Origin of the sequence: Cohaesibacter celericrescens (assembly GCF_002866925.1) — a bacterium.
GTDB lineage: Bacteria > Pseudomonadota > Alphaproteobacteria > Rhizobiales > Cohaesibacteraceae > Cohaesibacter > Cohaesibacter celericrescens.
Genome location: NZ_PKUQ01000001.1, coordinates 115,422 through 127,389, shown reverse-complemented (window position 1 = coordinate 127,389; position 11,968 = coordinate 115,422). Strand labels below are relative to the sequence as shown.

Below are 11,968 nucleotides of genomic sequence, written 5' to 3'. Positions count from 1 at the left end.
AGCAATGGGGCTTTTCATATCAACTATGATTTACATATGATCGCGATGGCACAACGAGCCAAATGCGATTATCTGTATTCATACTTGCCGTCTTTCCACTCATACCAAACATAACCTGGCAGAGTTACGTCGCCTTTTCCATCAAAGGAAAGTGAGCCGAGCACAGTGGAGAATTCGCCCTTGTTCAGAGCGTCGGAAACGGCAGCGTAATCGGTAGAACCGGCTGCTTTTACTGCGTCAACCCAAGCCTGGATTGCTGCATAGGTGTAAAGAACATAGCCTTCGGTTGGCTTGCCATCCGCTACGAGTTTGGCAACAACGGGTGCAGCCTGTGGGTTGAGAGCTGGGTTTGGAGAGAAGGTCATCAGTGTGCCTTCACCGGCAGCACCAGTGATTGACCAATATTCGTCAGTCACAAGAGCGTCACCAGAGATCAGCACTGTGTCCATGCCCTGTTCACGCATTTGACGCACGATCAGGCCAGCTTCCGTGTGGTAACCGCCAACATAGAGAGCATCGATTTTTGCCTGTTTCAGCTTGGAAACCAGCGCGGTGTAATCTTTTTCACCGGCAGTATAAGCTTCATACATGGCGGCTTTGCCACCAGCTTTTTCAAAGTTGAGAAGGGTCTGATCAGCCAAACCTTTGCCGTATGCTGTTTTGTCATGCACAACAGCAACGTTTTTGCCTTTGTATTCTTCAGCCAACATTGCGCCGGCTACAGCACCCTGCTGGTCATCACGTCCACACACACGATAGGTGCCGCCTTCTGGATCGGGGCGCTCATCGGTGAATTTTGGGTTGGTAGATGCAGGTGAGATCTGGATGATTTCTTCTTCAGCATAAACTGCGGAAGCAGGAATAGATGAACCTGAACAGAAGTGGCCAGCCATGAAGACTACGCCTTTGCCGACCATTTGGTTGGCAACTGCAACAGCCTGTTTTGGATCGCAGGCGTCATCGCCGACTTCGAGCTTGAGCATTTCGCCATTGATGCCGCCAGCTGCGTTGATGTCTGCTACAGCCTGTTCAGCGCCGATTTTCATCTGCTGGCCGAAGGATGCGTACTGACCTGTCATTGGGCCTGCTGTGGCGATCACGATGTCAGCAAAAGCTGCGCCGGACATTGCGATTGTGCTTGCGATGGCGACGCCCGCCAATAGTGTCTTTTTCATCAAAACTCTCCCGTGAGATGTTTGGTGCGTTCCGTTGTGCCGTTTTGGTCACAACTATTCTGGAATGTTTTTTATTGAACCCATTAAGTCTGACTGTGGGGCCCGAATGTGTCAAATCTAGGCACGTAAATCAGGCCCCCTGCAAAGCTTAACCCTTTGGGTTGGTTGGATTAGGGCTGAATTTTAAAAAAGTTTCAATCCCTTTTCTTTCCTGTTGGCAATATTTGGATAAAATATACCTAGTCCTTTCGGTGGAATAGAGGAAAGTGGCGTGACCGTCACTTTCATGCTTGTTTGCATTGGTTCAGGTATTGCGCTCTTTCCAAGAAAGAGGGCTGACTTTTTCATAGAGCCAATGATATTGCCTTACCATCTGGTTGGTCCGCGTGAAGCGAAAGCCCAACCAACAGATGGTTAACAAAATTGCAAAGTTGATCAAATAATACTGCAGCGACAGCAGCTCACCCTCATAGAGGGCAAAATGCAAGAAACGAACAGCTGCAGTTAAAAGCGCCATATATAAGATCATCTGTGTGACAGGACGCCAACTGAGAGCGATACCGCGGCCGGACATCCAAGCTGCGCCACCACCCAAAAAGATGGTGACGACCATAAATGCGGCGAAGGAATTTCCCCAAAGAATGGACATGATTTTTCCTTTTCCCTTTAGTGCCGTCCACCTTCCAGATAAGCAGCCTGAACTTCTGGGTTTTCCAAAAGCTCGTGACCACCACCTGTCAGGGTGATTTGACCGTTGATCATGACATAACCACGATGGGCCAGTCTGAGGGCGTGGAACGCGTTTTGCTCTACAAGGAAGACCGTCAGGCCCTGTTTTTCATTCAGTTCCTTGACGACCTCAAAGATCTGTTTGACCACCAGAGGCGCCAGTCCAAGTGAAGGTTCGTCGAGCATCAGTAGTTTGGGTCGGGACATCAGAGCTCTGGCGATGGCGAGCATTTGTTGCTCTCCGCCGGACAGGGTGCCTCCGCGCTGATTTTGCCGCTTCTCCAAAATGGGGAAGAGGTCAAATACCATGCGCAAGTCTTCTTCCATATGCTCATACTTGATGACAGAGGCGCCCATTTGCAAATTTTCCTTCACCGTCATGCGGCCGAAGATCCGGCGGCCTTCTGGTGACTGGGCAATGGCTTTATGAGCGATCTGGTGGGTAGGCATGTCGGTGATGTCTTCACCGTTGTAGATGATCTTGCCTTCCCGTGCGCGGGTGATGCCGCACACGGTCATCATTGTGGTCGATTTTCCGGCACCGTTGGCGCCAATGATGGTGACGATTTCACCCTCATTGACATCAATATCGATGCCGCGTAGAGCAACGATTTTGCCGTAATAGGTTTTTACGCCCCTTAGGCTCAGGAGTGGCTCGCTCATGAGGTTTGCTCCTCCTTGTGCTTGAAGTGTGCTTCGGCTTCGGCGTCAGCAATCTCTTCGTCATCAACACCCAAATAGGCAGCGATCACCGCAGGATCATTTTTAACATGCTCGGCGTCACCATCCGAAATTTTGACACCATAGTCGAGAACGACCACGTGATCGGAAATTTCCATTACCATGGACATGTCATGCTCTATGAGCAGCACGGCGGTGTCATCTAATTTGCGAATAGAATAGAGCAAGCTGTTCAGCTCTTGGGTTTCCTTGGGGTTCAGTCCTGCGGCCGGTTCATCAAGGCAGAGCAATTCGGGGTCGGTACACATGGCGCGAGCGATTTCAAGCCGCCGTTGGTCGCCATAGGGCAGGTCTGCTGCAGGATCATCAGCACGATCAATCAGATCGATGCGCTCTAGCCATGCTTTGGCTTTCTCGACGGAATTTCTCTCCGAGTTAAGAAACGATTTGAGACCAAAGATGCCGCTAATGCTGTAGTTGGACGCTTTCATTAGCTTGTTATGCTGAGCAATCATGAGATTTTCCAGAACAGTCATGCCTGCGAAAAGGCGGATGTTCTGGAAAGTTCTGGCTACTCTGGCGTAACGTGCGATCTCAAAATCCGGAATCTGCTCGAGGAAGAATTCCTCTTCGTTGGACCGCCGCATCGTGATGCGGCCTTCGGTCGGCTTATAGAAACCGGTGGCACAGTTAAAGACCGTGGTCTTGCCAGCTCCATTGGGGCCGATCAACGCAGTGATGTCATTGCGACCTACCTCAAAAGAGAGGTCGTCGACCGCCACCAGACCACCAAAGCGCATGGTTAGATGCTCAATGGTCAGGATTGGATTGTCTTTCCAAGTGGTCATCCTTCACCCTCCGCAACAAGATCGCCGGAAACAGCTTTTTTCTCTTTGAGATAGACAGATGGTTCACGGCTGGAAACCAAGCCGCGCGGCTTCCAAATCATGATGAGCACCATGAGCAGGCCAAACACCAGCATGCGCAGTTCTTCGAGGTCTCGGAAGACTTCGAAACCACCGATCATGATGATGGATGCGATAACCACACCAAGTTGGCTACCCAATCCACCCAGAACCACAATCGCCAAGATGATGGCGGATTCGATGAAGGTGAAACTTTCAGGTGAGATAAACCCCTGCCGTGTGGCGAAAAAGGCACCGGCAAACCCGCCAAACATTGCACCCAACGAGAAGGCCGTCAGTTTGGTGGTGGTGGTGTTGATGCCCAATGAGCGACAGGCAATCTCGTCTTCCCGCAATGCTTCCCATGCGCGCCCTATAGGGAGCTTGCGCAGACGCATGGTTACGAAGTTGGTGATTAGCGCGAGAATAAGGATCAGGTAAAACAGGAAGATCACTTTATGCAACGAGGAATAGTCGAGCCCGAAGAATTCTGCAAAACCACCTTTACGGGTGAATTCCAACCCGAAGAAAGACGGACGTGGAATGCGAGAAATGCCATCTGGACCACCGGTGAATTGATACCAGTTGAGCAGAATAACGCGGATAATTTCACCAAAGGCCAGGGTCACAATGGCCAAATAATCACCGCGTAGTCGCAGGACAGGGAACCCAAGGATGATGCCCCAAAAGGCAGCAAGTACGCCAGCCAGCGGCAAGCAGATCCAGAAGGAAAGCCCGAAGTAATGGGCTAACAATGCGTAGGAATAGGCACCTACCGCGTAAAAGGCCACATACCCCAGATCAAGGAGACCTGCTAGGCCAACCACGATGTTCAGACCCCAGCCCAACATGATGTAGGTAAGAACCAAAATGCCCAAGTCGATCATGTAACGATCGCCATAGAAGGGCAGTGTGACGGCAAAAACCAACAAAGCCGGACCGACAAAAGTACCGATTTTGGTAAGGGTTTTGGCCTTTGGCATCATGGCTTGTGTGGCATTGGCGAAGGCATTCTCGCCTTGCCAAACAAACAGACTCATCAGAAAACGGCCAGCAAAGACAACAGCGACCATAGCAGCGACCATTGGCCATTGGCTTTCAATGACAAGGCCACCCGTTGCTGTTTTGGTTCTAAGGCCAACCATGACAACGGTAAGCCCCAATGTCACGAGTGCCGCCATGCCCGCTTGCTTAAGCGCGGAGCCGACACGGCTATCAATAAAAGATGACATATCAGACCTTCTCCACTTCAGGCTTGCCGAGCAGGCCAGATGGCAAGAAGATCAATACGATTGCAAGTATTGAAAAGGCTGCGACATCTTTATATTCGACTGAGAAATAGCCAGACCAGAATGTTTCGATCAGTCCGATCAGCAATCCTCCGAGCATAGCACCGGGCAGAGAGCCGATGCCGCCCAAGACGGCTGCTGTGAAGGCCTTGACGCCAGCAAGGAAGCCAATGAAGAAGTCAATCACACCGTAATAGAGCAGGAACATGACGCCTGCGACAGAAGCAAGGGCCGCGCCCATTACAAAAGTCAACGAAATGGTGCGGTCTACATTGACGCCCAACAATGCTGCCATTTTCTGATCCTGCTCACAGGCGCGCTGGGCGCGTCCGAGCGACGTTTTGTTAATCAGGATGGTAAAGCCAGCCATCAACACCACGGTGGTGACAATGATCAGAATCTGCATGTAAGATAGCTGAACAATGAAACCATCATTTTCCATGAGTTCGAAACCACCTGTGATTTGTGGCGCAAGTGGTTTTACGCGTGCGCCCTGTACGATCTGTACAAAGTTTTGTAGCACGATTGACATGCCGATCGCTGTAATCAGTGGTGCGAGGCGAAATGAGCCACGCAGCGGACGATAGGCAATGCGTTCGACACTCCAACCCCAAACTGATGTCATCAACATGGAGACGATAAGGACGATTAAGAGCACGACAGGAAGGAAGGTGATCCCTAAGGCCGTGATCGCTAGCAGTGTTATCAGGGCTATAAAGGCTCCCACCATAAAGATGTCACCGTGGGCAAAGTTGATCATGCCGATGATGCCATAAACCATGGTATAGCCGATGGCGATTAGGCCATAAATTGAGCCTAGCGCAATGCCATTGATCAGCTGTTGTATAAAATATTCCATTTGACTCGCTGTTCCTTGACTCCCTGTGGCTTGGTCGCCACTTATTTATTGGAAAGTGTGCATATTTTTTTATTGGAGATAAACTTCTCACTATAACTTTTTAGCAAGAAGTCAGGTTTTAGACAATTCTTTCAGCTCTAAATTTAGCGAATATTTGCCAATTATGGGATAAGTGTCCAAAATTTAGTCAGTTTCATGCAAGTTTGGCGGAGATTTGGCGCAAGTCTCCCGCTGAATGAGATGATTGATTGCATAATAGTCATATTATTGGGAATAACCTGCCTTGGCGTATAAACTATAGTCTATATAACTGCGAATGCCTGCTTTTTGACTTGGATTTGCCCAGAAAAGAGGCCTTTATTTAGCGTGCCGGACAACCAGAAAATAGTGATTATGTATAAGTACTTAAGTAGAGTTAAGCAAGAGGCTGGTCGTGAAAATCAGTGAAGCGGCAAAACAAATTGACCTGCCGGTAAAAACCCTCCGATATTACGAGGAAATCGGTTTGGTGGTTCCTGCGCGTGGTTCTAATGGATATCGCATATATCGCGATGGAGATCTGATTAGGTTGCGGCTTGTGGGGCGGGCGCGTCAGTTGGGCTTTGCGATTGATGATTGCCGTAGTTTGCTCGCTCTTCAGGCCGATGATATGCGTGCGAGTGCAGATGTGAAGCGGATTGCGACAGCACATCTTGCGGTCGTCGACGAAAAAATTTCTCAACTACAGGTGTTGAGAGGAAGCCTTGCTCCGCTTGTAGATGCTTGTCGGGGGGATGAAGAGGCCGATTGTGCAATCTTGAATGACTTTGCTCAGCCTATCTCATAATCAGCCTGTCTTACAAGGAGCACAAGGAAGCTGTCTTTTTATTGTGATAGCCATTTATCACAATGGACCTTATAGCAACCCCAACCCACGGAAACTGGTGTGGCCGTTGCGGGCGACAATGATGTGATCGTGGATGGAAATACCGAGCGGTTCGGCGGCTTCGGCCACCTGTTTGGTCATGTCAATGTCCGCGCGTGAGGGTGTCGGGTCGCCGCTTGGGTGATTGTGCACCATGATAAGCGCCGTGGCGGACAGCTCCAAAGCGCGCTTGATCACCTCACGGATATATACCGGTGTGTGGTCGACAGTGCCGGTCTGTTGAACTTCGTCGGTAATCAGGGCGTTTTTCTTGTCAAGGAAGATGACACGAAACTGCTCGATATCATTGAATGCCATCGATGTGCGGCAATGGTCTAATACGGCTTTCCAAGAAGAAAGGACCGGGCGCTCTTTGACTTGCCCGTGCGCAAATTCTGCCGCGGCGGCGTGAATGAGCTTCAATTCGGTGACGACAGAAGGGCCGATGCCTGCAAACTCCAACAACAGATGGTCCGGCGCTGCTAGAACTTCGGCAAAGGAACCGAAGCGTTTTAGCAGATCCTTGGCAAGTGGTTTGGTGTCTCGGCGCGGAATGGCGCGAAACAGGATCAATTCCAGCAACTCATAATCATGCAGGGCGGTGGGGCCGGAATCGCGGAATTTTTGCCGCAATCGTTCCCGATGACCCATGAAATGAGGCTGGCCAGATGCTTCCTTAAATCCGCCCATGCGCTGTTTCCCTATGTTTGCCCATTACCATAAGGTGGTTTGTCAAAGCCCGCGGGAGACAAGGTGAAGATCTCACAGCCGTCTTCTGTTATGCCGATGGAATGTTCAAATTGAGCGGATAAGGACCGATCACGCGTAACTGCGGTCCAGCCGTCTGATAGCACTTTGACGTGCGGTTTGCCCAGATTGATCATCGGTTCGATGGTAAAGATCATGCCCGGTTTCAGCTCGACCCCTTCGCCCCACTGGCCATAATGAAGAATGTTGGGAGAATCATGAAACAGGCGGCCTAGACCATGGCCACAGAAGTCTCTCACCACGCCGCAGCGTTCATTTTCGGCAAATTCCTGTATTGCAGCGCCGATGTCCCCCGTGGTGTTGCCCGGTTTGGCAGCTTCGATGCCAATCATGAGGCTTTGATGGGTGACTTCAATCAAGCGCTCAGCTGCACGTTTGATGTGGCCAACCGGATACATGCGGGAGGAGTCGCCGTGCCAGCCGTCTAGAATGTAGGTAACATCCACATTGACGATGTCGCCTTCTTTTAACGGCTTGTTGTTGGGTAGGCCGTGGCAAACCACGTGATTGATAGAAGTGCAAGTGTATTTGGTGTAACCGCGGTAATTCAATGTCGCGGGCAAGGCATTGTGTTCGGCGCCAAATGTCCGGATGAAGTCGTCGATTTCCTGTGTCGTGGTGCCTGGCTTGACCAGTGCTACCACGCCATCCAATGCTTTAGCCGCCAGCTGACCTGCCCGACGCATGCCTTCAAATCCATCTTCGCCATAAAGACGAATGTCACCTGTGTTTCGCAGTGGGCCGTGGCTGGCCTCAATATAATTTACCATTGCGTCGTTCCGATTTGAGTTCTTTCTCCATGGATATCGCTCCCTGCGCAAATGTGCAAACAAGAAGCAGGGGAAAACTGTTCTTTACCACCGCAACCATTGGTTCGGGGCGTGTCATTCCACAAAGGGGATCGGTTGGTTGAGCGTTATGGCTTGTGTTGTGATGGTGCAATCATAAACAAGGGCCTCTACGCCACGCTTTTGGGCGTTTTGAAAGTGTTGCGCATAGGTGGGGTCGAGATCTGCGGCCAGAGAGAAGCGTTTTGCATCGGTACGCTGTACCAAATAGAGCATGACGGCCCTATGGCCTTCCTCGACCATGTCGCCCAATTCAACCAGATGTTTTGCACCGCGTTTGGTAACCGAATCCGGGAATTCCGCCAAGTCTGACTGGCGCAATAGATGGGCGTTTTTGACCTCGACATAACAATCTGGCCGCCCATCTCCCTCTAGCAACAAATCAATGCGGCTGTTCTGGCCATACTTTACTTCACGGCGCAGGGTCGGGTAGCCGGTGAGTTCTTTGATTGTTCCAGCAAGGATTGCTTCTTCTACAATGCGATTTGGGTGGGCCGTGTTGATGCCGATCATCGCTTCACCCAGTGCCATAAGCTCCCAACTGTAGGCAAGCTTGCGTTTGGGATTGTTGGATTTTGATAACCAGACGCGGGATCCGGGCTCTTTTAGTCCTAACATGGAGCCGGGATTGGCGCAGTGGGCTGTGACGATGCTGCCATCATCCAACTCTACATCTGCGAGAAAGCGTTTATAGCGCTGAATCAGTCGGCCGGGGATGAGGGGTGCTTCAAATTTCATAATTGGATCTCGGCAAAAGCAAAGGGGCAATGGGAGCTGAGCTGGCGGTAGGAAAAAATCCAATGCGAGGGTCTTTACGTATCTTTTAGGCTATCGGTTGGTGATATGGCTATCTTCTTGTTAAGATTTGATGTGGACCATGGCGGCCCACTTGTGAAGAGCGGATGTATGGATTAAAGCGAAGTGCATTCTTCAAGCTTGTAGTAAGAGAGGCCATTGTGGGCCTTGCGAGAGTATATGGCAATGAATGCAGATATAATAACAGCAGCCGTGCTTGTTATCGGAGACGAAATTCTCTCAGGCCGAACCAAGGACAAGAATGTCGGGTTTATTGCTGACTATCTGACACAGCTGGGGATCGATCTTAAAGAGGTCCGTGTGGTGTCCGATGACGAGGCCGCTATCGTTGAGGCCGTTAATGCGCTGCGGAAGCGCTGGACCTATGTTTTTACCACTGGTGGCATCGGGCCGACCCATGATGACATCACTGCTGATTCTGTGGCTGCTGCTTTTGGTGTTGGGATCGATCATGATGCGCGTGCGATGGCCATTTTGGAGGCCCATTATGCCAAAATGCCTAACGCCGAGTTTAATGATGCCCGCAAACGGATGGCACGCATTCCGTTTGGAGCGGATCTGATTGAAAATAAAGTCTCCAGTGCCCCCGGCTTCAGGCTGGAAAATGTGCACGTGATGGCCGGTGTGCCATCGGTCATGCAAGCCATGATGGATGCCATTGCGCCGACCTTGAAGGGTGGGCGTCATATGATCAGTTTAACCATTGATAGCGGGTTGGGTGAGGGGATCGTCGCCGGTCCTCTTGCTGACGTGCAAAAGGCTCATCCATCGGTTGTGATCGGATCTTATCCCTATATTCGAGGCGATATTTTTGCCACCAACATCGTAATGCGCAGCAGGGATCAGTCTAAGCTGGACACTGCTGCTTCTGCCATTGAAGCTATGCTGGCGGACCTAAAAACTCAACAACAGGCTCAATTCTAGGGTATATAAGGGCTTTGCCCCAGATGCCGATGCACGATTGAGAGAAGGAAACACTCATGTCAGAAGATACATCCAATGCTTTTCCTGTTTATTGGGAACAGTTCCATAGAGACTGCCGTGCCCTTGCTTGGCGGTTGAAGGGCGTTTCCGAGTGGAAAGCAATCGTCTGTATTACCCGCGGTGGATTGGTGCCTGCGGCGATTATTGCCCGTGAGCTTGGTGTGCGGATGATTGATACCGTCTGTGTTGCGTCCTATCATGATTATGAAACTCAGGGCGGTATGGACGTTATCAAGCCGATTGACCCTTCTGTGGTGGATGTTGAAGGTGGTGAAGGTGAGGGCGTTCTGATCATTGATGATCTGGTGGATACAGGTAAAACGGCCAAAGTTGTGCGCGCGATGCTGCCAAAAGCCCATTTTGCGACCGTCTATGCCAAACCAATGGGCCGTCCATTGGTGGACACGTTTGTGACCGAGGTTTCGCAGGATACATGGATCTATTTCCCATGGGATATGGGGTTGCAGTTCCAGGCTCCGATTGCCAAGAAACATCAAGGCTGAGGTCTCTCGCAGATCGACAATTGGTGTTTTAAGAAGCGACCGGCTATAATCCGGCCGCTTTTTGTATTTTGGCTGTTGGCTAATGGGCCTCTTGTGGATGGTGGTGCGAGCATTGCTTGCAATTGTCTTGCTCTGGTATTAGCAATGGTCGGACTCGCGTTTGCGGGTTTGAGTGCGGGCGTGATGGAATGGTAGACATACAGGACTTAAAATCCTGAGGCCCTAGGCCGTGCGGGTTCGAGTCCCGCCGCCCGTACCAAAAAATCCAGAAACTGAAATTATTTGGTGAAGTTACGCTCGATCGGCTGACACATTTTCACTTTTGCGTCTTCTTGAGATCCACTGTTTTGCAATGGGTATGGCTGAGGAAGCCAGCGCAAAATCGCCCTGCGCACAATCACAGAGAGTTCCATTGGCTCCCATTTATAAGTGAGGGCCACTATCTAACTTGGAGACGCCAAGGGGGGCTGGTTTGGCGATTGCGTTTGCAAACCAGCAGCCATTGTTACGGTTGCAGCACTGCTGCTCCGGTGGTTTGTCTGGCTTCGAGCGCTTGATGGGCTTGAGCTGCTTCGCGCAGAGGCCGTTTGGAGACCACATCAGCACAAATATCTTGGCTCAGCAGACGGCCAAACAGATCGGCGGCTCGCATTTCCAGGTCGGTGCGATCTGCGACATAGTCAAACAATACGGGGCGATTTGCAGAGAGTGATCCTTTGGCTAGGTCGGAGAGTTTGAAATCCTCAATCATGCCGGAAGACTGACCGAAATTGACAAACATGCCAAAGGGCTTAAGGCAGCTCAGTGAGCCGCGCCAAGTGTCCTTTCCGACGCTGTCATAGACAGCTTCACAGCCAGCACCAGCTGTTAGCTCCATCACCGCTTCGGCAAAACTGACAGCGCTGTAGTTGATCACATCGCTATAGCCATGTTTGAGGGCGAGGGCGACTTTTTCCTCGGTGCCTGCCGTGCCGATCGCTCTTGCTCCGAGCGCTTTGAGCCACTGACCCAGAAGCAAACCAACACCACCTGCCGCCGCATGGACCAGCACGATGTCTCCGGGTTTGACATGGTAGGACGATGTCACCAGATATTGTGCGGTTAGTCCTTTAAGCATTACGCTGGCGGCAAGGTCGTCTGATATGCCTTCGGGCAGTAAGACTAGGCGGTCAGCAGCAAGCACGCGGCGTTCTCTGTAGGCACCTGACTTTAGCACATAGGCGACTCTATCTCCGGGCTTTAGATTGTCTACGCCTGCTCCAACGGCTTCAACGACACCGGCGGCCTCGGCTCCGGGTATCATTTTGTCTTCTGCCCAAGGGTACAGTCCCGAACGATTATAGACATCGATAAAATTAACACCGATTGCAGTGTGACGAACCAACGCTTCTCCTGGGCCGGGTGTGCCTGTTTCCAGCGCGCACCACTCCATGACTTCCGGACCGCCAGGTCTGGAAGCAACAAGTGCCATATCCATTTTTCTCTCCGATTAATGGTTGCCGTGATT

At 51.0% G+C, this 11,968-nt stretch carries 12 protein-coding genes, 1 tRNA gene and 1 pseudogene; 4 read left to right on the top strand and 10 right to left on the bottom strand.

What is annotated here, in order from left to right:
• Nucleotides 1-68: 68 nt before the first annotated feature.
• From C0081_RS00620 to C0081_RS00595, 6 genes and pseudogenes are all read right to left on the bottom strand, one after another.
• A complete protein-coding gene (locus C0081_RS00620) occupies nucleotides 69-1,175 on the bottom strand; it encodes a branched-chain amino acid ABC transporter substrate-binding protein (protein ID WP_101531869.1) in 1,107 nt (368 codons plus the stop codon).
• 304 nt (nucleotides 1,176-1,479) lie between these two features.
• Nucleotides 1,480-1,824, bottom strand: a complete 345-nt coding sequence (locus tag C0081_RS00615; protein WP_373237397.1) for a DUF6867 family protein — start codon at nucleotides 1,822-1,824, stop codon at nucleotides 1,480-1,482.
• A 17-nt stretch (nucleotides 1,825-1,841) separates the two neighbouring features.
• Nucleotides 1,842-2,567, bottom strand: a complete 726-nt coding sequence (locus C0081_RS00610) for an ABC transporter ATP-binding protein (protein WP_101531867.1) — start codon at nucleotides 2,565-2,567, stop codon at nucleotides 1,842-1,844.
• 44 nt (nucleotides 2,568-2,611) lie between these two features.
• A pseudogene (locus C0081_RS00605) lies at nucleotides 2,612-3,433 on the bottom strand (ABC transporter ATP-binding protein); the annotation flags it as partial.
• Entirely contained in the window at nucleotides 3,430-4,722 is a 1,293-nt protein-coding gene (livM, locus tag C0081_RS00600; RefSeq protein ID WP_101531865.1) for a high-affinity branched-chain amino acid ABC transporter permease LivM, read from the bottom strand. The gene livM and the pseudogene C0081_RS00605, both read right to left, overlap by 4 nt.
• Before the next feature lies 1 nt (nucleotide 4,723).
• A complete protein-coding gene (locus tag C0081_RS00595) occupies nucleotides 4,724-5,638 on the bottom strand; it encodes an ABC transporter permease subunit (protein WP_101531864.1) in 915 nt (304 codons plus the stop codon).
• Between the two features lie 433 nt (nucleotides 5,639-6,071).
• On the opposite strand from C0081_RS00595, the gene C0081_RS00590 reads away from it, so the two are divergent.
• Nucleotides 6,072-6,464: a MerR family transcriptional regulator gene (locus C0081_RS00590; RefSeq protein ID WP_101531863.1), complete on the top strand. Its 393-nt coding sequence runs from the start codon at nucleotides 6,072-6,074 to the stop codon at nucleotides 6,462-6,464.
• A 69-nt stretch (nucleotides 6,465-6,533) separates the two neighbouring features.
• Here the strand turns inward: C0081_RS00590 and radC are convergent, their stop codons facing one another.
• The 3 genes from radC to sfsA form a co-directional block, all read right to left on the bottom strand.
• A complete protein-coding gene (gene radC, locus C0081_RS00585; RefSeq protein ID WP_101531862.1) occupies nucleotides 6,534-7,232 on the bottom strand; it encodes a RadC family protein in 699 nt (232 codons plus the stop codon).
• Between the two features lie 11 nt (nucleotides 7,233-7,243).
• Nucleotides 7,244-8,080 (bottom strand): type I methionyl aminopeptidase, encoded by an 837-nt coding sequence (map, locus tag C0081_RS00580; RefSeq protein WP_101531861.1) that lies wholly within the window; start codon nucleotides 8,078-8,080, stop codon nucleotides 7,244-7,246.
• Nucleotides 8,081-8,194: 114 nt separating this feature from the next.
• Entirely contained in the window at nucleotides 8,195-8,896 is a 702-nt protein-coding gene (gene sfsA / locus C0081_RS00575) for a DNA/RNA nuclease SfsA (RefSeq protein ID WP_101531860.1), read from the bottom strand.
• A 237-nt stretch (nucleotides 8,897-9,133) separates the two neighbouring features.
• Between sfsA and C0081_RS00570 the strand changes: the two genes are divergently transcribed.
• From C0081_RS00570 to C0081_RS00560, 3 genes are all read left to right on the top strand, one after another.
• The gene (locus C0081_RS00570; protein ID WP_101531859.1) at nucleotides 9,134-9,898 is read left to right on the top strand and encodes a competence/damage-inducible protein A; all 765 of its coding nucleotides are present in this window, start codon (nucleotides 9,134-9,136) and stop codon (nucleotides 9,896-9,898) included.
• A 56-nt stretch (nucleotides 9,899-9,954) separates the two neighbouring features.
• Nucleotides 9,955-10,461, top strand: a complete 507-nt coding sequence (gene gpt / locus C0081_RS00565) for a xanthine phosphoribosyltransferase (protein WP_101531858.1) — start codon at nucleotides 9,955-9,957, stop codon at nucleotides 10,459-10,461.
• A gap of 174 nt (nucleotides 10,462-10,635) precedes the next feature.
• A tRNA-Leu gene (locus C0081_RS00560) sits at nucleotides 10,636-10,720 on the top strand.
• Between the two features lie 246 nt (nucleotides 10,721-10,966).
• On the opposite strand, the gene C0081_RS00555 is transcribed toward C0081_RS00560, so the two are convergent.
• Nucleotides 10,967-11,938: a quinone oxidoreductase family protein gene (locus C0081_RS00555; RefSeq protein WP_101531857.1), complete on the bottom strand. Its 972-nt coding sequence runs from the start codon at nucleotides 11,936-11,938 to the stop codon at nucleotides 10,967-10,969.
• Between the last annotated feature and the right edge of the window lie 30 nt (nucleotides 11,939-11,968).

Coding starts and splice junctions, on each gene's coding strand:
- C0081_RS00620 (WP_101531869.1), bottom strand. CDS start 1,175: ATGAAAAAGACACTATTGGCGGGCGTCGCCATCGCAAGCACAATCGCA.
- C0081_RS00615 (WP_373237397.1), bottom strand. CDS start 1,824: ATGTCCATTCTTTGGGGAAATTCCTTCGCCGCATTTATGGTCGTCACC.
- C0081_RS00610 (WP_101531867.1), bottom strand. CDS start 2,567: ATGAGCGAGCCACTCCTGAGCCTAAGGGGCGTAAAAACCTATTACGGC.
- livM (WP_101531865.1), bottom strand. CDS start 4,722: ATGTCATCTTTTATTGATAGCCGTGTCGGCTCCGCGCTTAAGCAAGCG.
- C0081_RS00595 (WP_101531864.1), bottom strand. CDS start 5,638: ATGGAATATTTTATACAACAGCTGATCAATGGCATTGCGCTAGGCTCA.
- radC (WP_101531862.1), bottom strand. CDS start 7,232: ATGGGCGGATTTAAGGAAGCATCTGGCCAGCCTCATTTCATGGGTCAT.
- map (WP_101531861.1), bottom strand. CDS start 8,080: ATGGTAAATTATATTGAGGCCAGCCACGGCCCACTGCGAAACACAGGT.
- sfsA (WP_101531860.1), bottom strand. CDS start 8,896: ATGAAATTTGAAGCACCCCTCATCCCCGGCCGACTGATTCAGCGCTAT.
- C0081_RS00570 (WP_101531859.1), top strand. CDS start 9,134: ATGGCAATGAATGCAGATATAATAACAGCAGCCGTGCTTGTTATCGGA.
- gpt (WP_101531858.1), top strand. CDS start 9,955: ATGTCAGAAGATACATCCAATGCTTTTCCTGTTTATTGGGAACAGTTC.
- C0081_RS00555 (WP_101531857.1), bottom strand. CDS start 11,938: ATGGATATGGCACTTGTTGCTTCCAGACCTGGCGGTCCGGAAGTCATG.